The organism is Enterobacter cloacae complex sp. IR5403, assembly GCF_049238705.1.
Classification (GTDB): Bacteria; Pseudomonadota; Gammaproteobacteria; order Enterobacterales; family Enterobacteriaceae; genus Enterobacter; species Enterobacter hormaechei_C.
Genome location: NZ_JBMKHP010000004.1, coordinates 239,802 through 261,781 on the forward strand (window position 1 = coordinate 239,802; position 21,980 = coordinate 261,781).

Genomic DNA, 21,980 nt, shown 5'->3' on the forward strand with positions numbered 1-21,980 from the left:
GGGCCAGATGAGGCAACGAACGATGAGTGTAACCGGAATTGAAAAGCTGGAATTTGGTGTGGAAGACCTGTCGCACTGCGCCAAATTTATGCGTGATTTTGGCCTGACGGGCGATGCCAGCGGCCAGCGTTTCACCACCCTGAGCGGCGCGCGCGTGGAGCTTAACCCGATCGACAGCCCCGACCTGCCGCCCGCGTTTGAAGCGGGCAACACCCTGCGCCGCATGACCTGGGCGGTTGCCAGCCAGTCAGATCTGGATGCGCTGCGCCCGAAGCTGGCGCAACAGCCAGGTTTTCGTGAAGTGGGCGACGCGCTGGAGTGCCTGGACCCGAACGGCATGACGCTGCGCGTGCAGGTCAGCCAGCAGACCGACGTAGAGCTTAACGTCGAGCCAATAAACCAGTGGGGCGACGCCCGTCGTATCGACACCCCCAGCCCGGTTTACGATCGCGCCCAGCCGATCAACGTGGGGCATGTGGTGTTCTTCGTGGAAGAGCTGGCGGCAGTGGAGAAATTCTACCGCGAAGTGCTCGGCTTCCAGGTCTCGGACCGCTATATCAACCGCGCCGTGTTCCTGCGCTGCGGCGTGCGCGGCGGCCATCACAACCTGTTCCTGCTGCAACTTCCGAACCGCAAGCGCGGCCTTAACCACGTGGCCTTCACTGTGCGCGACATCCACGAGGTGATCGGCGGCGGTATCGCGATGAATAAACATGACTGGAGCACCTTTATCGGGCCGGGCCGTCATCCTGTGTCCTCGGCGTACTTCTGGTACGTCAACAGCCCGACCGGCGGGGCGTTTGAGTATTACACCAACGATGATTACCTGACGGAAAACTGGCAGCCGCGCGAGCTGGAGCATTCCCTGGTCTCCTTTACCGAGTGGGCGGTGGAAGGCGGGATTGACCACGACACGCGCCGTCAGCAGAAAAAGCCGGAGGCGGTATGACGTCGCGCATTGTCATTATCGGCGGCGGTCAGGCGGGCGGCTGGGCGGCGAAAACCCTGCGCGATGAGGGCTTCGACGGTGAAATTTGCGTGGTGGCAGAAGAGGAGTGGGATTTTTATGAGCGCCCGCCGCTGTCAAAAGCGTCTCTGCTGGAGCCGGACGCGGGGCTTCCGCGTCTGTTTAGCGACGAGGCGCAGCAGGCCCTGAACCTGACCTGGTACCGGCCGCTGCGCGCTGAAGCGGTCGATCGCGATGAGAAAAAAGTCGTTCTTAGCAACGGCGAGCAGCTTAGTTACAACATCCTTTTAATCGCTACCGGCGGTCGGGCGCGCCTGCCTTCGCAGGCGTGGGCCAGCCATCCGCAGGTCTATACCCTGCGCCACTGGCAGGACGCGCAGCGCCTGAAAAGTCGTCTGGCGGAAAGTAAAAAACTGGCGATCGTCGGCGGCGGCTGGATCGGCCTTGAGATTGCTGCCTCGGCGCGGAAAAGCGGCGTGGCGGTCACCCTGTTCGAGCAGCAGCCAGCGCTCTGCATGCGCTCGGTGAGCGGCGAGGTATCGCAGCGCTTAGAGGCCCTTCACCGCGAGCAGGGCGTGGATATCCGTACCGGCTGCGGTGCGCTGGAGCTGGAGGACGACGGCGGCCTGCCGGTCATCCACTGCGACGGCCAGCGTGAAACCTTTGATGCGGTGGTGGTCGGGATCGGCGTCGATCTCAATCTGGAACTGGCGCGCGATGCGGGGCTGAAAACCGGGCGCGGGATCGTGGTGGATGCCCAGGGGCGCACCTCGGATCCGTTCATCTTTGCCGCAGGCGATGTCGCCCAGCACCATCACTACGGCCTGTGCATCCAGTCCTGGGCCTTCGCCCAGAATCAGGCGGTGGCGACGGCGAAAGCGATGCTCAACCCCGATGCGCCAGGCTACGACGATGCGCCGTGGCTGTGGTCGGATCAATACCAGCACAACATTCAGATCCTCGGCATTCCGCAGCCAGCGAGTAAAACGATAGTGCGTGAAGAGGCGCTGTACTTCTCGCTGGATGAAAATGGACGGCTGACGCAGCTGGTGGCGTTCGACGATGCGCGTACCGTCAAGCTGGCGAAGCGCTGGATGGCGGCGGGGCGGGATCTGTCCGACGTGCCGCTCGCCGACCCGACCTTTTCACTGATGTCACTGCGATAGCTAACCCGCACCCGTAGGGGGAGAGATGACCACACTAGAGACTAACACCGCGCCGGTTGAGGCGAGCGGTGAGGGGACCCGCACGCCCGAAAAAGCGGTGCGCTGGGCCATCCCGCTGTCGCTGCTGGCCTGCGTGCTGCTGGCGTTTTTCGACAAAATCAGCATCGCGGCGCTCTTTTCGGATACCCATTTCCAGCAGGCGATGGGCATTGATTTCGACACCACGCGCCTCGGCATTTTGATGAGCGCTTTCCTGCTGAGCTATGGCTTCTCATCGGTGTTTTTAAGCGGTTTAGGCGACAAAATCGCGCCGCTGCGCCTGCTCACCGGGATGATGGCGGTGTGGTGCGTGCTGATGGTGGCGATGGGCTTTACCCATAACTACACGCTGATGATCGTCCTGCGTATTCTGCTGGGCGTGGCGGAAGGACCGCTGTTCCCGCTGGCCTTCGCCATTGTGCGTCACAACTTCCCGCAGCATTTGCAGGCGCGCGCCACCATGCTGTGGCTGCTGGGCACCCCGGTGGGCGCGGCGATTGGTTTCCCGCTTTCCCTCTGGCTGCTGAACACCTTCGGCTGGCAGAGCACTTTCTTTGTGATGGCCATGCTTACCGTGCCGGTGCTTATCTTTGTGCGCATTGGTCTGCGCGGGATCCGCCTGGAGGCAAAACCCGGCACCTCGCAGGCGTCCCGGGACGAGCGGCGCGCGGCGCGGCGCGAGCTGTTTGTCAGCCCGCACTTCTGGATCATCTGCATCTTTAACATCGCTTTCCTGACCTACCTGTGGGGCATCAACGGCTGGCTGCCGGGCTACCTGATCAAAGGCAAAGGCATTCATCTGGAGCATGCAGGCTGGCTGTCGTCGATGCCGTTCATCGCCATGCTGGCGGGGGAAGTGATTGGCGCGTGGCTCTCGGACAGGGTCGATAAGCGCGCGGCGGCCTGCTTTATCTCGATGGCGGGGGCGGCAGTGGGGCTGGCGGCGGTGATGCACCTCGATACCCCGCTCGCCATCATTGCGGCGATGAGCTTCAGCACCTTCATGTGGGGCACCGGCGCACCCAACATTTTCGCCCTGCTGGCGAAGGCCACCCATCCCCGGGTGAGCGCCACGGCGGGCGGTATCTTCAACGGGCTGGGAAACTTTGCGGGCGCGCTGTCGCCGGCGGTGATGGGCGCGCTTATCGCCTTCACCCACAGCATGGATTCCGGGCTGATTTTTCTGGCGGTGATGGCGGCGGTGGGCTGCGTCCTGTTACTGCCGCTGCTGAGACGTTACTGAGGAGAGTGTCATGACTGATTCAACCGTAACCAAGACATCTGGCATCAAGCCTGACCACCTGACGATGGAAGAGTGGGTCGAGTCGCGCATCGCGCGCTTCGAAGGCCGTAAATACGACTGGAACGCGCTGAAGTTCCAGGCCGATTTTGACCCGAAATACCGCCGGGCGCAGATGCGCTACATCGGCACCGGCGCAACCGGCGTGGCGAACGACACCAATACCGTACAGGCGGACCATTTCACCTTCTCCACCATGGTGCTGCCGTCGAAGTGCGAGGGGCCGCTGCACCTGCACGACGACGTGGAAGAGGTGTTCTTCATGCTTAAAGGGCAGATCACGCTGATGATCCAGGACGGCGACAACTACACCGAAACCGTGCTGCGCGAGCGTGACCTGATCTCCGTTCCGCCAGGCATCTATCGCGGCCTGTTTAACCACGGCGAAGAAGAAGCGCTGATGTGCGTCATGCTGGGGACCAACAAGCCGGAAATCCCAACCTATCCGTCCTACCATCCGCTTTCAAAAGTGAAGCGGAACTAAGGGGGGCATGATGACGGGTTTTCGTGAACAGGGAAGCGGCATTCCGCTGATGCTGCTGCACGGGATCAGCTCCGGCGCCGCCTCCTGGCACAAGCAGATGGCGCTGAACGGTTTTCGCGTACTGGCGTGGGACATGCCCGGTTACGGCGAAAGCCCGATGCTGGCCGTAGCGCGGGCGAACGCGGGGGATTACGCCGACGCGCTGGCGGCCATGCTGGATCGCGCCGGTGTCTGGCAGACAGTGCTGGTCGGCCATTCCCTGGGGGCGCTGGTGGCCAGCGCCTTTGCCGCGAAGTTCCCTGAGCGCGTCATCCATCTGGTGCTGGCCGACGCCGCGCAGGGGTACGGCAATGCCGCGCCGGAGCAGCGGGAGCAGGTCTGGCGTAACCGCGAGCAGCAGATGGCGCTGGGGGGCGACATCCTCGCCCAGACCCGCGCCGCGAAGCTGCTGCGCCCCGGCGCGCGCGCGGAAGATATCGCCACCGTCGCGGCGGGCATGCGGGCGCTGCGCCCGGAAGGCTATCTCGCTGCCGCGTGGATGCTGGCACATGACGACATTCACGGCTGGCTTAAACGCTACTCCGGCACGTTTGAAGTCTGGTGCGGCGAGCAGGATGCCATCACCCAGCCGGAACTGGTTCAGGGTCTGGCGCTGCGCTACGGCATGCCGTTTATCGCCATTCCGCTGGCCGGGCACGCCAGCTATCTCGATAACGACGCGTTTTTCAACCAACAGCTTTTACGCATTAACGAAGAGGTGCGCGATGAATGCACAAATTGACGGGCGCGTAGCGGTCGTTACCGGCGGTTCTTCCGGCATTGGCTTTGAAACGCTGCGCCTGCTGCTGGGTGAAGGGGCGAAAGTCGCCTTCTGCGGCCGTGACGCGGACCGGCTCGCCAGCGCCCATGCGACGCTGCAAAACGAATTTCCTCACGGGGAGATTTTCGCTTACCGCTGCGACGTGCTGAATGCAGACGAAGTACAGGCCTTCGCGGATGCGGTGCAGGCGCGCTTTGGCGCGGCGGATATGCTGATCAACAACGCCGGGCAGGGCTACGTGGCGCACTTCCATGACACCCCGCGCGCGGCGTGGCTGCACGAAGCCGAACTCAAACTGTTCGGGGTGATTAACCCGGTGCAGGCGTTTCAGCCTCTGCTGGAGCAGTCCGACATCGCCTCTGTTACCTGCGTCAACTCCCTGCTGGCGCTACAGCCGGAGGAGCACATGATCGCCACCTCCGCCGCTCGTGCCGCGCTGCTGAACATGACGCTGACGCTCTCGAAAGAGCTGGTGGGCAAAGGTATTCGCGTCAATTCCATTCTGCTCGGCATGGTGGAATCCGGCCAGTGGCAGCGCCGCTATGAAAACCGGGCGGACAAAAGCCAGAGCTGGCCGGAATGGACGGCGGATATCGCGCGCAAGCGCGGCATTCCGATGGCGCGCCTCGGCAAGCCGCAGGAGCCCGCGCAGGCGCTGCTGTTCCTCGCTTCGCCGCTGGCCTCGTTTACCACCGGCGCGGCGCTGGACGTTTCCGGCGGCTTCTGCCGCCATCTGTAAGGACACATCATGAAAAAGGTAATGTTGATTGGTTTTGGCGCCATGGCGCAGGCGGTGATTGAGCGCCTGCCCGCCGGCGTGGCTATCGGCTGGATCGTGGCGCGCGCGTCTCACCATGCCGCCATTCACGACCAGTTTGGCAATGCGGTCGAGGCGCTGACGTCGCCGATGGCGTGCGCACAAACGCCGGATCTGGTGCTGGAATGCGCCAGCCAGCAGGCGGTGGCCCAGTACGGGGAAGAGATCCTGCGTCGCGGCTGGCATCTGGCCGTCATTTCCACCGGCGCGCTGGCGGACAGCGCGCTGGAGCAGCGTCTGCTCGCTGCGAGCGGAAAACTGACCCTGCTTTCCGGTGCGGTGGCCGGTATCGACGGGCTGGCGGCGGCGAAAGAGGGCGGCCTTGAGCGCGTCACCTATCAGTCGCGCAAAAGCCCGGCCAGCTGGCGCGGCAGCTATGCCGAGCAGCTTATCGATCTGAATACGGTGTCAGAGGCAAAGGTTTTCTTCGAGGGCAGCGCCCGAGAGGCGGCGCGCCTGTTCCCGGCGAACGCCAACGTGGCGGCGACCGTGGCGCTCGGCGGCGTCGGGATGGACGACACCCGCGTGCAGCTGATGGTTGACCCGGCAACGAAACGCAATACCCACACGCTCCACGTGGAAGGATTGTTCGGCGAGTTCCATCTGGAGCTGAGCGGACAGCCGCTGGCTTCTAATCCTAAAACCTCCACCCTGGCGGCACTGAGCGCGGTGCGCGCCTGCCGCGAGCTGGCCCTGAGCTGAGGAGTGACGATGGACGATCTGAAGATTTTTATCGGCGGCCAGTGGCGACACGGCGGCGGCAACCCGATGCAGAGCCACTTTCCGGCAGATGGGTCGATCAACGCGACGCTGAATGCCGCCAGTCTGGATGACCTGGAAGAGGCGGTAGACGCCGGAGAACGCGCCTGGCGCGATCCCGCATGGCGTAACAGCCTGCCGCACATGCGCGCGAAGATCCTGCATAAGGTTGCCGATCTCATTGAATCCCGCGTCGACGCGCTGGCGCAGATGCAGAGCCGCGATAACGGCAAGCCGCTGGCGGAAGCGCGCGGGCTGGTGATGAGCGCGGCGGGAACGGCGCGCTACTTTGCCGCTGCCTGCGAGCTGCTGGAAGGGGAACTGCCCACGCCGCGCCAGCCGGATCTGCTGACGCTGAGCCGCTACGAGCCCCTTGGCGTGGTGGCGGCCATCACGCCGTGGAACTCGCCGATTGCCAGCGAAATGCAGAAGGTCGCACCGGCGATTGCCGCCGGGAACGCGGTGATCCTCAAGCCCGCCGAAGCCACGCCGCTGATGGCGCTGGAGCTGGCGCGGATTTTTGAACAGGCCGGGCTGCCCGCCGGGCTGCTGAGCGTCCTGCCGGGCAAAGGTTCGGTAATTGGCGATGCGCTGGCGCGTCATCCTCGCGTGCGCAAAATTTCCTTTACCGGCGGAACCACCACGGGCCGTCATCTGGCGCACGTGGCGGCGGAAAAACTGATCCCGGCCTCGCTGGAGCTGGGCGGCAAATCGCCGACCATCGTGCTGGAGGATGCCGATATCGAACAGGCCGCGCGCGGGATCTGCTACGGCATTTTCAGCTCGGCGGGGCAGGCGTGTATCGCCGGGTCGCGGCTGTTTATCCACGAGAGTATTTACGCCCCGCTGATGTCGAGGCTGCTGGAATTAACTCGCGGGCTGCGCGTCGGACATCCATTTACCGACGGCGTGCATGTCGGGCCGCTGATCGGCGAAAAACATCGCCAGAGCGTGATCCAGTACGTCGAACTGGCGAAGCGTGAAGGGGGGCGGGTGCTGTGCGGCGGTGAGATACCCGCCGATCCCGCTCTGGCAAACGGCAGCTTTTTCCAGCCCACGATTATTGAAGGGTTGAGCAACAGCGCCCGCGCCTGTCAGGAAGAGATCTTCGGCCCGGTGCTGGTGGCGATGCCGTTTGCCGATGAAGCCACGCTTATCCGCGAGGCGAACGACTCGGTTTACGGCCTGGCGGCGGGGATCTGGACGCGCGATACCGGACGCGCCCTGCGTCTCAGCGAGCAGCTGGAGGCAGGCACGGTGTGGATCAACACCTACAAGGTTTTTGCGATTTCGACCCCGTTCGGGGGCTTTAAAGAGAGCGGTCTGGGTCGCGAGAAGGGTATTCAGGGGCTGAAAGCCTGGATGCAACAAAAGAGCATTTATCTGGCGACGGGTAACAGCGTCAACCACTGGTGCGACTGAGAAAGGGTGAGCAATGAGCGAAATGATAACCGTCGGCGACGCCATCGCCAGAACGCTGGAGCAGTATCAGGTTGAGGCCATCTACGGCGTCATCTCCATTCACAACCTGCCGATCGCGGATGCGGTTGGGCAGCGGGGCAATATCCGCTTTGTGCCCGCGCGCGGTGAAGCCGGTTCCGTCACCATGGCCGATGCCCACGGGCGCTTTTCCGGCCTCGGCGTGGCGCTGACCAGCACCGGCGCGGGGGCGGGTAATGCGGTAGGCGCGCTGGTGGAAGCCATGAATGCCTGCACGCCGCTGCTGCATTTAACCGGGCAGGTTGAAAAAGCCTGGCTGGACGCCGACACCGGGTTTATCCATGAAACCCGTGACCAACTGACCTTCCTGAAGGCCAGCTCAAAACGGGCGTACCGCATCAGCAATGCGAATCAGGCGATAGCCATTCTGCATAAAGCCATCCAGGACGCGCAGACCCCGCCGTGTGGACCGGTCTCGGTGGAAATCCCGATTGATATTCAGGGCGCCAAAATTCCGCTGTCGCTGGTAACCGCTCCGACCAAACCGGTATCGGCTCCTGCCGTGGATACCGGAATGGTTGACGTGCTGTGGGCGCAGCTCAAACAGGCCAAACAGCCGCTGCTGTGGCTGGGGGGCGGGGCGCTGGGCAGCGCTGAGGCGGTGAAAACGCTGGCGGATGCGGGCATCACCGTGATTTCCAGCACCCACGCGCGCGGCGTGCTGCCGGACAGTCACCGCGCCAGCCTTCGCGCGTTCCACAACTCGCCGTCGGTTGAGGCGCTGATTGCGCAGTGTGATTTTACGCTGGTGGCCGGTTCTCGCCTGCGCAGCAACGAAACCCGATCCTGGACGCTTGAGCTGCCTTCCCCGCGGGTGCAGATCGATATCGACCCGGCGGCAGCAAGCCGTAACTATCTGATGGATAACACGCTGGGAGCCGATTGTTCAGCGGTGCTTGGCGCGCTGGCTGAAAAAGTGCAGGGCCGCGAGTGGGGCAACGCCCAGTGGGATATGCAGGTGCAGCAGGCGGTCGGGCAAGCTGAGCAGGGGCTGCGCGAGCAGTGCGGCGCCTATGCGAAGCTTAACGACGCCATAGAGAAAGCCCTGCCGAAAGACGGCCTGCTGGTGCGCGATATCACCGTGTCCGGCAGCCTGTGGGGTAGCCGCCTGTTCAGGGCTAACGGTCCGCTGATGAACATTCACTCCCTCGCCGGGGCGATTGGTATGGGGCTGCCGATGGCTATCGGCACCGCGATTGCCAACCCGCAGCGCAAAGTGGTGGGGCTGGTGGGCGACGGCGGCCTGAGCCTCAATTTAGGCGAGCTGGCGACGCTGGCGCAGGAGAAAGCCAACGTGACGCTGCTGGTCATGAACGACGGGGGGTACGGGGTGATGCGCGGTATTCAGGATAAATATTTTGGCGGGCGTCAGTATTATAACGCGCTGCATACGCCGGACTTTACCCTGCTGGCGCAGGCGATTGGCCTACAGGCCTGGAGCGTTGAGCGGGCTGAGGATTTTGACGCGGTGATGACGGAAGCGCTGGCGATGCCGGGACCGTCGGTGGTGGAAGTGCGGATGGGGCAGATTGGCGCCCTTAAGTTTGCCGGGCCGCCACAGAAAACGCTGTACTGATTGAGCCTTGTTGCCCGGTAGCGCGGCGCGCACCGGGCCAGAGTTTTATTTAATTCCGTCTGCCGCCATACGGTCGCGAATATGCTGTGCACGCTCTTCCGAAGCCGGGTGATCGTCAAACATGGAGCTTTGACGGCCCTCCTCCAGTTTCGCCAGTTTTTCGAAGCTGGTAGCTAAACCCGATGGATTGATGCCGCGTTTGCGCAACAGATCGTAAGAGTAGTCATCCGCTTCCGACTCCTGACGCTGGGAGAACTGCGAGTTCACCAGTTTTTCGCCCACGTCGCCCAGCTGCGACTGGGACAGGCTGCCGACGATGCCGCCCGCAGAGGCCGCCGCTGCGCGCACGGCATTGGTGCCCAGCGCAACCTGCATCCCTTTCTTCACGTGACCCAGTGCAACGTGACCCATTTCATGGCCGATCACCGCTTCCACTTCGTTGTCGGTCATCATGTCCATCAGGCCGCTGTAAACGCGGATACAGCCGTTCGCCATCGCAAAGGCGTTGACGTCTTTCGCCATATACACCTTGTAGTTCACCGGCTGACCGTTAATGTTGTCGCCCAGCGCGGAAGCAATCTTGTTCAGACGCTGCGTGTAGGTGCTGTTTGCCGGGGCAAGCGTAGCTTTTCCATCCATATCCTTACAGGCCTCGTCGCTCAGCGCTTTCACTTGGGCATCGCTCAATGAGTAAGCCTGAAAAGCTTCTGCGCCTGAGGTCATCAGGCCGTTAGAATCCATATTCTGACAGCCGCTTAGCAGGAGCGTTGTTCCCACAGCCAGCCCGATTGCACGCATTTTCATGATGTTGCTTCCGTACTCGTTAATCTGAATTAATTCCGAAAAATGCACCGTCAACGAAGCCGGTGTCGGGCTAAGTATAAGGAATATCTACAGGGGCGGGCGAGCAGATTGCGCAACATGCGAGCATGATCCAGAGATTTCTTAAGCTGCAAAAGAATGGTCCATGTACATGCCCTGCGGCTTGGGTTACATTGTTGGCACTTTTTTCCGGCGTAGCCCAAAACGCGCTGTCGTCAAGGGCATGGCCTTTAACAGTCCGATCTGGAGTTAAAATGTCCTCACGTAAAGAGCTTGCTAATGCTATTCGTGCGCTGAGCATGGACGCAGTACAGAAAGCCAAATCCGGCCACCCGGGCGCCCCTATGGGCATGGCTGACATCGCCGAAGTCCTGTGGCGTGATTTCCTTAACCACAACCCGCAGAACCCGGCATGGGCAGACCGCGACCGTTTCGTGCTGTCTAACGGCCACGGCTCTATGCTGATCTACAGCCTGCTGCACCTCACTGGCTACGATCTGCCAATCGAAGAGCTGAAAAACTTCCGTCAGCTGCACTCCAAAACTCCAGGTCACCCGGAAGTGGGCTACACCGCTGGCGTTGAAACCACTACCGGTCCGCTGGGTCAGGGCATCGCTAACGCTGTAGGGATGGCGATTGCAGAGAAGACCCTGGCGGCGCAGTTCAACCGTCCTGGCCACGACATCGTTGACCACTTCACCTACGCCTTCCTGGGCGACGGCTGCATGATGGAAGGCATTTCTCACGAAGTGTGCTCCCTGGCAGGCACCCTGAAGCTGAGTAAACTGGTTGCGTTCTACGACGACAACGGCATCTCCATCGACGGTCATGTTGAAGGCTGGTTCACTGACGACACCGCCGCACGTTTCGAAGCCTACGGCTGGCACGTTGTGCGCGGCGTTGATGGCCACGATGCTGACTCGATTAAACGTGCCGTAGAAGAAGCGCGCGCCGTGACCGACAAACCGTCCCTGCTGATGTGCAAAACCATCATCGGCTTCGGTTCTCCGAACAAAGCGGGCACTCACGACTCCCACGGCGCACCGCTGGGCGACGCGGAAATTGCACTGACCCGTGAAGCACTTGGCTGGAAACACCCTGCCTTTGAAATCCCGTCTGAAATCTACGCTCAGTGGGATGCGAAAGAAGTGGGTCAGGCGAAAGAAGCGGCCTGGAACGAGAAGTTCGCGGCATACGCGAAAGCCTTCCCACAGGAAGCGGCTGAATTCACCCGTCGTATGAAAGGTGACATGCCGTCTGACTTCGACGCGAAAGCGAACGAGTTCATCGCGAAGTTGCAGGCGAACCCAGCCAAGATCGCCAGCCGTAAAGCATCTCAGAATGCGATCGAAGCGTTTGGCCCTCTGCTTCCAGAATTCCTCGGTGGCTCCGCTGACCTGGCGCCATCTAACCTGACCCTGTGGTCCGGATCTAAGCCAATCAACGAAGATACTGCCGGTAACTACATCCATTACGGTGTACGTGAGTTCGGTATGACCGCGATTGCCAACGGTATCGCTCTGCACGGTGGTTTCCTGCCGTACACCTCTACCTTCCTGATGTTTGTGGAATATGCACGTAACGCCGTGCGTATGGCTGCACTGATGAAACAGCGTCAGGTGATGGTCTACACCCACGACTCCATTGGTCTGGGCGAAGATGGTCCAACTCACCAGCCGGTAGAGCAGGTGGCTTCCCTGCGCGTGACCCCGAACATGAGCACATGGCGTCCATGTGACCAGGTTGAATCTGCGGTGGCGTGGAAATACGGCGTTGAGCGTCAGGATGGCCCGACCGCGCTGATCCTCTCCCGTCAAAACCTGGCGCAGCAGGAGCGTACCCCAGAGCAGCTGGCAAACATCGCGCGCGGTGGTTACGTGCTGAAAGATTGCGCAGGCCAGCCTGAGCTGATCTTCATCGCGACCGGTTCTGAAGTTGAACTGGCCGTTGCCGCATGGGAAAAACTGACTGCTGAAGGCGTGAAAGCGCGTGTGGTTTCTATGCCATCCACCGATGCGTTCGACAAGCAGGACGCCGCGTACCGCGAATCCGTACTGCCTAAAGCGGTCTCCGCTCGCGTGGCAGTGGAAGCGGGTATCGCTGACTACTGGTTCAAATACGTAGGCCTGAACGGCGCTATCGTCGGTATGACCACGTTCGGTGAGTCTGCGCCAGCTGAACAGCTGTTTGAAGAGTTTGGCTTCACCGTTGAGAACGTTGTCGCTAAGGCGAAAGAACTGCTGTAACTCTCCCAGTGAGGCAAAACGGGTCGCTCAGGCGGCCCGTTTTTATTTCGATTGTATTTTTTTTGTGTTAACAACATATATTTGGTGATTCCCATCACAAATACGTAAAGTCACAACATGTGTAATTTGCAATGGATATCACATATATAGGCTTGCTTTTTTATTTTTCGTTTTTAACGATCTGTTTTTATTCATTTTATTAAAGTGCGCTCTGACACGCTCGCTATTTTCTTCCCGTTTGATTTCATTTTACCGCAGGCGTATTTTGTTTTTAGCGATACGTTGTACCCTAAAAATAAAATAAGGATGATATATGCGGTTAATTGATTATTTCCCTGAATCCTCAATATCAATAAAATCCGCAGCAAAGGACTGGCAGGAAGCCATTGATTTTTCCATGTCGTCTTTGCTGCAAAATCATTATATTAACGCTGATTATATTGAAGCAATTAAAACCTCGACGCTCACTAATGGTCCTTATTACATTCTCGCTCCGGGTGTAGCGATGCCTCATGCCCGTCCGGAATGCGGTGCCTTAAAAACAGGTATGTCATTAACGCTTCTTAAACAGGAAGTGCAGTTTGCCGACGACGATGAGCCCGTAAAATTACTCATTGGGTTATCGGCGGCGGATGCGGATTCACATATCGGCGCTATCCAGGCATTAAGCGAATTATTATGTGAAGAAGATAAACTGTCGGCGTTGTTAACCGCTAAGTCAGAAAAGCAGTTGGCGGATATTATCGCTCACGCATAATTATTCTCTCCTTTACAGGATATTATTATGGAACACAAGTCTGCTCGTGCAAAGGTCCAGGCTTTTGGGGGCTTTTTGACTGCAATGGTCATCCCGAATATTGGTGCATTTATTGCCTGGGGATTTATTACCGCTTTATTTATTCCAACCGGCTGGATGCCTAATGAGCATTTCGCCAAAATTGTCGGTCCGATGATCACCTATTTATTGCCGGTGATGATTGGCTCTACCGGTGGACACCTGGTTGGCGGCAAACGTGGGGCGGTGATGGGGGGGATCGGCACTATCGGCGTGATTATCGGCGCGGATATTCCTATGTTCCTCGGCTCAATGATCATGGGGCCTCTCGGCGGTCTGGTGATTAAGCACATCGATCGGCTGCTGGATAAACGCATTCCCGCTGGTTTTGAGATGGTCATCAACAACTTCTCGCTGGGTATTGCGGGCATGCTCCTCTGCCTGCTGGGATTTGAAGTGATCGGTCCTGCGGTGTCGATTGCCAATAACTTTATTAAAGAATGTATTGAATCCCTGGTACATGCGGGCTACCTGCCGCTGCTGTCGTTGATTAACGAACCGGCAAAAATCCTGTTTTTAAATAACGCTATCGATCAGGGTGTTTATTATCCGCTGGGGATGCAGCAGGCTTCCGAGACGGGTAAATCCATCTTCTTTATGGTGGCCTCCAACCCCGGGCCGGGTTTAGGTCTGCTGCTGGCTTTTGCTTTTTTCGGCAAAGGAATGGCGAAGAAGTCAGCCCCCGGCGCGATGATTATCCACTTCCTGGGCGGCATTCATGAGCTCTATTTCCCTTACGTACTGATGAAACCGCTGACGCTGATTGCGATGATTGCTGGCGGCATGAGCGGGACGTGGGTGTTTAACCTGTTAGGCGGTGGTCTGGTGGCTGGCCCAAGTCCGGGGTCGATTTTCGCCTACCTCGCGTTAACGCCTAAAGGCGCATTCCTCGCCACGATTGCTGGCGTAACGGCAGGCACGCTGGTCACCTTTGCGGTCGCCTCTTTTATCCTGAAGATGGATAAAAATAGCGAAGCTGAAACGGAAGATACTTTCAATGATTCTGCCAACGCCGTTAAAGCCATGAAGCAGGAAGGCAAGTTTTCTTACCAGGATGTTAAGCATATCGCTTTTGTCTGCGATGCCGGAATGGGCTCCAGCGCTATGGGCGCGACGACATTCCGGAAGCGCCTGGAAAAAGCCGGACAAATTATCGAAGTAAAACATTATGCCATCGAAAATGTACCTGACGACGCGGACATTATTGTTACCCATGCCAGCCTGGAGGGGCGCGCTAAACGGGTCAGTGACAAACCGTTAGTGTTGATAAAAAACTATCTCGGCGATCCGAAGCTTGACGAATTATTTAAGCATCTAACGGCGAATTAATCTATCTGGTTCCTGGAGTCATTATGAAAACGAAAGTGGCTGCCATTTATGGCAAGCAGGATGTTCGTATCCGCGAATTCGAACTGCCCGAAATAAGCGACAATGAACTGCTGGTGAGCGTAATTTCCGACAGCGTTTGTTTATCCACCTGGAAGGCAGCCAAATTAGGCAGTGAACATAAACGTGTGCCGGACGATCTGGAAAATCATCCGGTCATCACCGGACATGAATGCGCCGGGGTGATTGTTGAGGTCGGGAAAAATCTGACCGAAAAATATAAAAAAGGTCAGCGATTTGTTTTACAACCGGCAATGGGATTACCGACCGGTTATTCTGCTGGCTACAGCTATGAATATTTTGGCGGCAATGCGACGTATATGATTATTCCAGAAGTTGCGATTAATCTGGGCTGCGTTTTACCTTATCACGGCTCCTATTTTGCGGCGGCTTCGCTGGCGGAACCCATGTGCTGCATTATCGGCGCGTATAACGCCAATTATCATACGACGCAATATGTCTATGAGCACCGGATGGGTGTGAAACCGGGAGGTAATATTGCGCTTCTGGCCTGCGCCGGGCCGATGGGAATTGGCGCTATTGATTATGCGATTAACGGCGGGATTCAGCCGTCGCGCGTTGTGGTGGTGGATATCGATGAGGCTCGTCTTGCGCAGGCGGAAAAACTCCTGCCGGTTGAGCTGGCGGCACAAAAGAGTATTGAGCTTATCTATGTCAATACCTCTGAACTGGAGAACCCGGCCGCTACGTTACGCGCATTAACTGACAATGTCGGCTTTGACGACGTGTTTGTCTATGCCGCGGTTCCGGCGGTCATTGAACTGGCAGACGATCTTCTCGCCGAGGACGGGTGCCTGAATTTCTTCGCCGGACCAACGGACAGCAATTTCAAGGTGCCGTTTAATTTTTACAACGTCCATTACAACAGTACCCACGTGGTGGGCACCTCCGGCGGCTCGACGGAGGACATGAAAGAGGCGATTGCGCTGAGTGCGACGGGCCAGCTTCAGCCGTCGTTTATGGTGACCCACATCGGCGGCCTTGATGCGGTGCCGCATACGGTACTCAACCTGCCGGACATTCCTGGAGGCAAGAAGCTTATCTATAACGGTGTCACCATGCCGTTAACGGCCATTGCCGATTTTGCCGAAAAGGGTAAAACCGATCCGCTTTTCCGGGAGCTGGCAAGGCTTGTGGAAGAGACTCACGGCATCTGGAATGAAAAAGCAGAGCGCTATTTGCTGGCGAAGTTTGGGGTGGATATTGGGGAGGCGGCAGCATGATGTCTCTGGCATGGCCGCTCTTTCGCGTTACGGAACAGGCGGCGCTGGCCGCCTGGCCGCAAACCGGATGCGGCGATAAAAACCGAATCGACGGGCTGGCGGTAACCGCCATGCGCGAGGCGCTAAACGCGATAGCGATTCGCGGGCGTATCGTCATCGGCGAAGGTGAGATTGACCATGCGCCAATGCTGTGGATTGGTGAGGAGGTTGGAAGCGGCGTCGGCCCGGCGGTAGATATTGCCGTCGACCCCATAGAGGGCACCCGCATGGTGGCGATGGGGCAAAGCAATGCTCTGGCAGTGATGGCGTTTGCGCCTGAGGGCAGCCTGTTTCATGCCCCTGATATGTACATGAAAAAACTGGTGGTTAACGCAGCGGCCGCCGGGGCAATCAGCGTCGATCTCCCGCTGGCAGAAAACCTTCGCAACGTTGCCCGGGCGCTGGGCAAGCCGCTGGAGCATCTGCGGATGGTGACGCTGGACAAACCGCGCCTGCAAAATGCAATTGCCGAGGCGACGCAGCTGGGCGTGAAAGTGTTTGCGCTGCCCGATGGCGATGTCGCTGCCAGCGTACTGACCTGCTTACAGGATAACCCTTATGATCTGATGTACACCACAGGCGGCGCGCCGGAAGGGGTGATCTCCGCCTGCGCGGTGAAAGCGCTGGGCGGCGATATGCAGGCGGAACTGATCGATTTCTGTGAAGCGAAAGGGGAGAGTCCTGAGAACCGACGGGTCGCCATGCAGGAGCACCGCCGCTGTGCGGAGATGAAAGTGGAAGTCAATCGTATCTATACCCTTAGCGAACTGGTAAAGGGCAATGACATCCTGTTCAGCGCGACGGGCGTGACGGGCGGCGAACTGGTTAAAGGTATTCAACAGGTTGCGAAGGGTGTGCGCACGCAAACTTTACTGATCGGCGGCGCAGATCGAACGTGTAATATAATAGACTCTCTGCATTCACGGTGATTTATCGAGATACAAATGACGACGCTGACAGAAGACGATGTGCTTGAGCAACTGGATGCTCAGAATAACCTCCTCGCATTCATGACGACGGCACAGTCTTTTTTGCTCCAGGGCATTAAATGTTTTCTGCCGTCGCTGTTTGTCGATAACGATGAAGAGATCGTGGAATATGCAGTGAAGCCGTTACTCGCCCGGAGTGGGCCGCTTGATGACATCGACGTGGCGTTACGCCTGATCTATGCGCTGGGGAAAATGGAAAAATGGCTCTACGCCGACATTACGCATTTTTCGCAGTTTTATCAGTATCTGAAAGAGCAGGATACCCTCCCTGGCTTCGCCGATGACATCACCTGGGATTTTATCAGCAATGTTAATTGCATCACCCGTAACGCGACGTTATTCAGCGCGCTGGAGTCGATGAAATTTGCTGACTTTGCCACATGGTCTGAGGTGCGCTTTACCGCAATGATCAAGACGGCGCTCACCCTGGCGGTAACGACAATTTTAAAGGAACTTACGCCGTGAAAATTGGGCTAACGGTTAACGGGCTACATGTAGAAGCACATTATCCTGACGACGAAATTGAAAATGTTCATAAGCCTTTGCTGCGGCAACTGGCGAAACGGCATTTCGCCAGCGCCAGCAGACGTACGATTGTTTTTCTCAGCGCCCCGCCCGGTACGGGCAAGTCCACGCTGACCGCCTTCTGGGAATATCTCTCTCGTCAGACGGAGGGGCTCGCTCCGATTCAGACGTTGCCAATGGATGGATTTCATCACTACAACGTCTGGCTGGAAGCGCATAACCTGCGCGCGTACAAAGGCGCCCCGGAGACCTTTGATGTCGACAGGCTGGCGCAACATCTGCGGCAGATAAAAGAGGGCGACGGTACCTGGCCGCAGTATGACCGGCAAACGCACGACCCTGTCGAAGATGCAATCGTGGTAACGGCCCCGGTCGTGATTGTTGAGGGTAACTGGCTGCTGCTTGATGACGAACGATGGCGAACGCTGATGGAATACTGTGATTTTTCATTGTTTATTCGCGCCCCCGCCGAAGCCTTACGTACGCGCCTGGTTGGACGTAAGCTGGCCGGCGGACTCTCTCAGGCCGACGCCGACGCGTTTTATGCGCGCACCGACGGGCCAAACGTGGAGCGTGTTTTGCGTCACAGCCGTCCTGCCAATGTTGAACTGATGATGTCGGCAAATGGCGAATACCGACTCGTCTGATCCTCAGCGGCTTTCAGTAGGGGCTCCGGTCGACCCGCCGCGTTTTTACGTGGCGGGATGAAAAGGGATTATTCCGGAAAAATGTGATGGAGATCAGATAAAATCGCTCTTAATCTGGACAGAGATTCCTTTTATTCCCCGATTCGCTTATTCTTGCTGAAGCGTTTCAGTCGATTAAATGTTCGACAATTGACCAATCAATCGCAGTTTGTGACAGCAAGGATTCCCCTTCGGGCGTCGCTGGATTACTCTTTCAGCCACCTCAAACTCAGGGATAGCTTTGCAGGAGATCTATGACCGTACGCGTAGCGATTAATGGCTTCGGTCGCATCGGGCGCAACGTGGTTCGTGCTTTATATGAATCCGGGCGTCGTGCGGAAATCACCGTGGTGGCAATCAATGAACTGGCGGATGCTGCGGGCATGGCGCATTTGTTGAAATATGACACCAGCCACGGTCGCTTTGCCTGGGACGTTCGCCAGGAAAGGGAACAGCTGTTCGTCGGTGACGATGCCATCCGCGTGCTGCATGAGAACAGTATTGAAGGGCTGCCCTGGCGCGAACTGGGTGTGGATGTGGTGCTGGACTGTACCGGCGTGTACGGTAACCGTGAACATGGCGAAGCGCATCTGAATGCTGGCGCGAAAAAAGTGCTGTTCTCCCATCCCGGCAGTAACGACCTCGACGCCACCGTCGTGTTTGGCGTCAACCAACACGAGCTGCAAGCTGAACACCGCATTGTCTCCAACGCCTCCTGCACCACCAACTGCATTATTCCGGTCATTAAACTGTTAGACGATGCGTATGGCATTGAATCCGGCACCGTGACCACGATTCACTCCGCCATGCACGATCAGCAGGTAATCGACGCCTACCATCCGGATTTACGACGCACTCGCGCGGCGAGCCAGTCCATCATTCCGGTGGATACGAAACTGGCTGCCGGGATCACCCGTATTTTCCCGCAGTTTAACGACCGTTTCGAAGCGATTGCCGTGCGCGTGCCGACGATAAACGTCACCGCAATCGATCTTAGCGTGACGGTGAAAAAACCGGTAAAAGCCTGTGAAGTCAACCTGTTGCTGCAAAAAGCGGCACAGGGAGCATTTCATGGTATAGTTGACTATACGGAATTACCGTTGGTCTCAGTAGATTTTAACCACGACCCGCACAGCGCCATCGTGGATGGCACGCAGACGCGAGTCAGTGGTGCGCACCTCATCAAGACGCTGGTCTGGTGTGATAACGAATGGGGCTTTGCTAACCGAATGCTCGACACCACGTTAGCCATGGCCGCAAAAGGTTTCAGGTAGAGCGCACCTTGCGCTTGCAAAACTTTAAGAATCAACGAGAGGATTCACCATGTCTGTAATTAAGATGACCGATCTGGATCTGGCAGGTAAACGCGTTTTCATCCGTGCCGATCTGAACGTACCGGTTAAAGATGGCAAAGTGACCAGCGACGCGCGTATCCGTGCATCTCTGCCAACCATTGAACTGGCTCTGAAGCAGGGCGCTAAAGTGATGGTCACCTCCCACCTGGGCCGTCCAACTGAAGGCGAGTACAACGAAGAGTTCTCTCTGCTGCCGGTTGTTAATTACCTGAAAGACAAACTGTCCAGCCCGGTTCGCCTGGTGAAAGATTACCTGGACGGCGTAGACGTTGCCGAAGGTGAGCTGGTTGTTCTGGAAAACGTTCGCTTCAACAAAGGCGAAAAGAAAGACGACGAAACTCTGTCCAAAAAATACGCTGCGCTGTGTGACGTATTCGTGATGGATGCATTCGGTACGGCTCACCGTGCGCAGGCATCTACCCACGGTATCGGTAAATTCGCAGACGTCGCCTGTGCAGGTCCGCTGCTGGCTGACGAACTGGAAGCGCTGGGTAAAGCACTGAAAGAACCTGCTCGTCCAATGGTCGCTATCGTTGGTGGTTCTAAAGTGTCTACCAAACTGACCGTACTGGATTCCCTGTCCAAAATCGCTGACCAGCTGATCGTTGGCGGTGGTATCGCGAACACCTTCGTTGCTGCGCAAGGCCACAACGTAGGTAAATCCCTGTACGAAGCGGATCTGGTTGACGAAGCCAAACGCCTGCTGGGTACCTGTGATATCCCGGTTCCAACTGATGTTCGCGTGGCAACTGAGTTCTCCGAAACTGCTACCGCAACCCTGAAATCTGTTAACGACATCAAAGATGAAGAGCAGATTCTGGATCTGGGCGACGTTTCTGCACAGAAACTGGCTGAAATCCTGAAAAACGCAAAAACTATCCTGTGGAACGGTCCTGTCGGCGTGTTCGAATTCCCGAACTTCCGTAAAGGGACTGAGATCGTGGCTAACGCTATCGCAGACAGCGAAGCGTTCTCTATCGCAGGCGGTGGTGACACCCTGGCAGCTATCGATCTGTTCGGTATCGCTGACAAGATCTCCTACATCTCCACTGGTGGCGGCGCATTCCTCGAATTCGTGGAAGGTAAAGTCCTGCCAGCAGTAGCAATGCTCGAAGAGCGCGCTAAGAAGTAAGCCATTCAGGGGCAGGGAAACCTGCCCAATTTTCAGCGCGCTTATCAGAGCTCGCACCTTTTCTAACGGCCGAAGATACAGGACTAAGCAACATGTCTAAAATTTTTGATTTCGTAAAACCTGGCGTTATCACTGGTGATGACGTACAGAAAGTGTTCCAGGTAGCTAAAGAAAACAACTTCGCTCTGCCAGCAGTCAACTGCGTAGGTACCGACTCCATCAACGCCGTACTGGAAACCGCTGCAAAAGTTAAAGCACCGGTTATCGTTCAGTTCTCTAACGGCGGCGCTGCGTTCATCGCAGGTAAAGGCGTGAAAACTGACGTTCCTCAGGGCGCTGCTATCCTGGGTGCTATCTCTGGCGCACATCACGTTCACCAGATGGCTGAGCACTACGGTGTTCCGGTTATCCTGCACACTGACCACTGCGCGAAAAAACTGCTGCCGTGGATCGACGGTCTGCTGGACGCAGGTGAAAAACACTTCGCAGCAACCGGTAAGCCACTGTTCTCTTCTCACATGATCGACCTGTCCGAAGAGTCTCTGGAAGAAAACATCGAGATCTGCTCTAAGTACCTGGCGCGTATGTCCAAAATGGGCATGACCCTGGAAATCGAACTGGGTTGCACCGGCGGTGAAGAAGACGGTGTGGACAACAGCCACATGGACGCTTCTGCTCTGTACACTCAGCCAGAAGATGTTGATTACGCTTACACCGAGCTGAGCAAAATCAGCCCACGCTTCACCATCGCAGCGTCCTTCGGTAACGTACACGGCGTATACAAACCAGGTAACGTGGTTCTGACCCCGACCATCCTGCGTGATTCTCAGGAATACGTGTCTAAGAAACACAACCTGCCGCACAACAGCCTGAACTTCGTCTTCCACGGCGGTTCCGGTTCTTCTGCTCAGGAAATCAAAGACTCCGTAAGCTACGGCGTAGTGAAAATGAACATCGATACCGACACCCAATGGGCAACCTGGGACGGTATCCTGCAATACTACAAAACCAACGAAGCTTACCTGCAAGGTCAGCTGGGCAACCCGAAAGGCGAAGACCAGCCGAACAAGAAATACTACGATCCACGCGTATGGCTGCGCGCTGCCCAGACTTCTATGATTACTCGTCTGGAGCAGGCATTCAAAGAACTGAACGCGGTTGACGTTCTGTAATTTGAGCTGTTCATAGCGTCAAGAGGTCCGCATATGCGGGCCTTTTTTTATGCTTTTTCAATATCCTGCAATACCCGATTTTGTGATCTGTTTGGCATTACCCGCTCTTTTTGTTTACCCT

Annotated in this window: 20 protein-coding genes; 19 read left to right on the top strand and 1 reads right to left on the bottom strand. The window is 57.5% G+C overall.

The features are described 5' to 3' along the window. Positions 1 to 22: 22 nt before the first annotated feature. Genes ACOTW6_RS08315 through ACOTW6_RS08355 form a run of 9 tightly spaced genes read left to right on the top strand, consistent with a single transcriptional unit; the run spans position 23 to position 9,428 of the window. Positions 23 to 949: a VOC family protein gene (locus ACOTW6_RS08315; protein ID WP_213788990.1), complete on the top strand. Its 927-nt coding sequence runs from the start codon at positions 23 to 25 to the stop codon at positions 947 to 949. Continuing rightward, positions 946 to 2,133 carry an NAD(P)/FAD-dependent oxidoreductase gene (locus ACOTW6_RS08320; protein ID WP_213788991.1) on the top strand — a complete coding sequence of 396 codons (1,188 nt, stop codon included), beginning with the start codon at positions 946 to 948 and terminating at the stop codon, positions 2,131 to 2,133. The genes ACOTW6_RS08315 and ACOTW6_RS08320 overlap by 4 nt, the downstream gene beginning before the upstream one ends. Before the next feature lie 25 nt (positions 2,134 to 2,158). Continuing rightward, entirely contained in the window at positions 2,159 to 3,415 is a 1,257-nt protein-coding gene (locus ACOTW6_RS08325; protein ID WP_023314815.1) for an MFS transporter, read from the top strand. A gap of 10 nt (positions 3,416 to 3,425) precedes the next feature. After that, a complete protein-coding gene (locus ACOTW6_RS08330) occupies positions 3,426 to 3,956 on the top strand; it encodes a cupin domain-containing protein (RefSeq protein ID WP_421766242.1) in 531 nt (176 codons plus the stop codon). 10 nt (positions 3,957 to 3,966) lie between these two features. Beyond that, positions 3,967 to 4,737 (top strand): alpha/beta fold hydrolase, encoded by a 771-nt coding sequence (locus ACOTW6_RS08335; RefSeq protein ID WP_213789029.1) that lies wholly within the window; start codon positions 3,967 to 3,969, stop codon positions 4,735 to 4,737. After that, entirely contained in the window at positions 4,721 to 5,515 is a 795-nt protein-coding gene (locus ACOTW6_RS08340) for an SDR family oxidoreductase (RefSeq protein ID WP_121478597.1), read from the top strand. The genes ACOTW6_RS08335 and ACOTW6_RS08340 overlap by 17 nt, the downstream gene beginning before the upstream one ends. Positions 5,516 to 5,524: 9 nt before the next feature. After that, positions 5,525 to 6,295 carry an aspartate dehydrogenase gene (locus tag ACOTW6_RS08345; RefSeq protein WP_213788992.1) on the top strand — a complete coding sequence of 257 codons (771 nt, stop codon included), beginning with the start codon at positions 5,525 to 5,527 and terminating at the stop codon, positions 6,293 to 6,295. A 9-nt stretch (positions 6,296 to 6,304) separates the two neighbouring features. Then, positions 6,305 to 7,774 (top strand): aldehyde dehydrogenase, encoded by a 1,470-nt coding sequence (locus tag ACOTW6_RS08350; protein ID WP_196357099.1) that lies wholly within the window; start codon positions 6,305 to 6,307, stop codon positions 7,772 to 7,774. Positions 7,775 to 7,787: 13 nt separating this feature from the next. After that, positions 7,788 to 9,428, top strand: a complete 1,641-nt coding sequence (locus ACOTW6_RS08355) for a thiamine pyrophosphate-binding protein (RefSeq protein ID WP_063133021.1) — start codon at positions 7,788 to 7,790, stop codon at positions 9,426 to 9,428. Positions 9,429 to 9,473: 45 nt separating this feature from the next. On the opposite strand, the gene ACOTW6_RS08360 is transcribed toward ACOTW6_RS08355, so the two are convergent. Next, entirely contained in the window at positions 9,474 to 10,232 is a 759-nt protein-coding gene (locus tag ACOTW6_RS08360) for a M48 family metallopeptidase (RefSeq protein WP_017382909.1), read from the bottom strand. Between the two features lie 272 nt (positions 10,233 to 10,504). Between ACOTW6_RS08360 and tkt the strand changes: the two genes are divergently transcribed. The 10 genes from tkt (at position 10,505) to fbaA (ending at position 21,859) form a co-directional block, all read left to right on the top strand. After that, positions 10,505 to 12,496 (top strand): transketolase, encoded by a 1,992-nt coding sequence (tkt, locus tag ACOTW6_RS08365; protein WP_121478600.1) that lies wholly within the window; start codon positions 10,505 to 10,507, stop codon positions 12,494 to 12,496. A gap of 313 nt (positions 12,497 to 12,809) precedes the next feature. Next, positions 12,810 to 13,253 (top strand): PTS mannitol transporter subunit IIA, encoded by a 444-nt coding sequence (gene cmtB / locus ACOTW6_RS08370; RefSeq protein WP_047050772.1) that lies wholly within the window; start codon positions 12,810 to 12,812, stop codon positions 13,251 to 13,253. 27 nt (positions 13,254 to 13,280) lie between these two features. Further along, entirely contained in the window at positions 13,281 to 14,660 is a 1,380-nt protein-coding gene (locus ACOTW6_RS08375; protein ID WP_121478601.1) for a PTS mannitol transporter subunit IICB, read from the top strand. A 23-nt stretch (positions 14,661 to 14,683) separates the two neighbouring features. Next, positions 14,684 to 15,961, top strand: a complete 1,278-nt coding sequence (locus tag ACOTW6_RS08380) for a zinc-binding dehydrogenase (RefSeq protein ID WP_121478602.1) — start codon at positions 14,684 to 14,686, stop codon at positions 15,959 to 15,961. Next, positions 15,958 to 16,929, top strand: coding sequence for a class II fructose-bisphosphatase (gene glpX / locus ACOTW6_RS08385; protein WP_121478603.1), 972 nt, complete (start codon positions 15,958 to 15,960; stop codon positions 16,927 to 16,929). The genes ACOTW6_RS08380 and glpX overlap by 4 nt, the downstream gene beginning before the upstream one ends. A 15-nt stretch (positions 16,930 to 16,944) precedes the next feature. Further along, positions 16,945 to 17,454, top strand: a complete 510-nt coding sequence (locus ACOTW6_RS08390) for an MltR family transcriptional regulator (protein WP_045907071.1) — start codon at positions 16,945 to 16,947, stop codon at positions 17,452 to 17,454. Beyond that, entirely contained in the window at positions 17,451 to 18,161 is a 711-nt protein-coding gene (locus ACOTW6_RS08395; RefSeq protein ID WP_121478604.1) for a nucleoside/nucleotide kinase family protein, read from the top strand. Before ACOTW6_RS08390 ends, ACOTW6_RS08395 begins: the two co-directional genes overlap by 4 nt. A gap of 293 nt (positions 18,162 to 18,454) precedes the next feature. Next, positions 18,455 to 19,474, top strand: coding sequence for an erythrose-4-phosphate dehydrogenase (gene epd, locus ACOTW6_RS08400; protein ID WP_015571810.1), 1,020 nt, complete (start codon positions 18,455 to 18,457; stop codon positions 19,472 to 19,474). A gap of 49 nt (positions 19,475 to 19,523) precedes the next feature. Beyond that, positions 19,524 to 20,687 carry a phosphoglycerate kinase gene (pgk, locus tag ACOTW6_RS08405; RefSeq protein ID WP_047050781.1) on the top strand — a complete coding sequence of 388 codons (1,164 nt, stop codon included), beginning with the start codon at positions 19,524 to 19,526 and terminating at the stop codon, positions 20,685 to 20,687. 92 nt (positions 20,688 to 20,779) lie between these two features. After that, on the top strand, positions 20,780 to 21,859 hold the full coding sequence (fbaA, locus tag ACOTW6_RS08410) for a class II fructose-bisphosphate aldolase (RefSeq protein ID WP_017692704.1): 1,080 nt from the start codon (positions 20,780 to 20,782) through the stop codon (positions 21,857 to 21,859). Positions 21,860 to 21,980: the final 121 nt, after the last annotated feature.

What these genes read in the sequence shown, in the direction of transcription:
- glpX (WP_121478603.1), top strand. Translation starts at nt 15,958, where the DNA reads ATGATGTCTCTGGCATGGCCGCTCTTTCGCGTTACGGAACAGGCGGCG.
- ACOTW6_RS08335 (WP_213789029.1), top strand. Translation starts at nt 3,967, where the DNA reads ATGACGGGTTTTCGTGAACAGGGAAGCGGCATTCCGCTGATGCTGCTG.
- ACOTW6_RS08390 (WP_045907071.1), top strand. Translation starts at nt 16,945, where the DNA reads ATGACGACGCTGACAGAAGACGATGTGCTTGAGCAACTGGATGCTCAG.
- ACOTW6_RS08340 (WP_121478597.1), top strand. Translation starts at nt 4,721, where the DNA reads ATGAATGCACAAATTGACGGGCGCGTAGCGGTCGTTACCGGCGGTTCT.
- ACOTW6_RS08355 (WP_063133021.1), top strand. Translation starts at nt 7,788, where the DNA reads ATGAGCGAAATGATAACCGTCGGCGACGCCATCGCCAGAACGCTGGAG.
- ACOTW6_RS08315 (WP_213788990.1), top strand. Translation starts at nt 23, where the DNA reads ATGAGTGTAACCGGAATTGAAAAGCTGGAATTTGGTGTGGAAGACCTG.
- fbaA (WP_017692704.1), top strand. Translation starts at nt 20,780, where the DNA reads ATGTCTAAAATTTTTGATTTCGTAAAACCTGGCGTTATCACTGGTGAT.
- cmtB (WP_047050772.1), top strand. Translation starts at nt 12,810, where the DNA reads ATGCGGTTAATTGATTATTTCCCTGAATCCTCAATATCAATAAAATCC.
- ACOTW6_RS08375 (WP_121478601.1), top strand. Translation starts at nt 13,281, where the DNA reads ATGGAACACAAGTCTGCTCGTGCAAAGGTCCAGGCTTTTGGGGGCTTT.
- ACOTW6_RS08325 (WP_023314815.1), top strand. Translation starts at nt 2,159, where the DNA reads ATGACCACACTAGAGACTAACACCGCGCCGGTTGAGGCGAGCGGTGAG.
- epd (WP_015571810.1), top strand. Translation starts at nt 18,455, where the DNA reads ATGACCGTACGCGTAGCGATTAATGGCTTCGGTCGCATCGGGCGCAAC.
- pgk (WP_047050781.1), top strand. Translation starts at nt 19,524, where the DNA reads ATGTCTGTAATTAAGATGACCGATCTGGATCTGGCAGGTAAACGCGTT.
- ACOTW6_RS08380 (WP_121478602.1), top strand. Translation starts at nt 14,684, where the DNA reads ATGAAAACGAAAGTGGCTGCCATTTATGGCAAGCAGGATGTTCGTATC.
- ACOTW6_RS08345 (WP_213788992.1), top strand. Translation starts at nt 5,525, where the DNA reads ATGAAAAAGGTAATGTTGATTGGTTTTGGCGCCATGGCGCAGGCGGTG.
- tkt (WP_121478600.1), top strand. Translation starts at nt 10,505, where the DNA reads ATGTCCTCACGTAAAGAGCTTGCTAATGCTATTCGTGCGCTGAGCATG.
- ACOTW6_RS08350 (WP_196357099.1), top strand. Translation starts at nt 6,305, where the DNA reads ATGGACGATCTGAAGATTTTTATCGGCGGCCAGTGGCGACACGGCGGC.
- ACOTW6_RS08320 (WP_213788991.1), top strand. Translation starts at nt 946, where the DNA reads ATGACGTCGCGCATTGTCATTATCGGCGGCGGTCAGGCGGGCGGCTGG.
- ACOTW6_RS08360 (WP_017382909.1), bottom strand. Translation starts at nt 10,232, where the DNA reads ATGAAAATGCGTGCAATCGGGCTGGCTGTGGGAACAACGCTCCTGCTA.
- ACOTW6_RS08330 (WP_421766242.1), top strand. Translation starts at nt 3,426, where the DNA reads ATGACTGATTCAACCGTAACCAAGACATCTGGCATCAAGCCTGACCAC.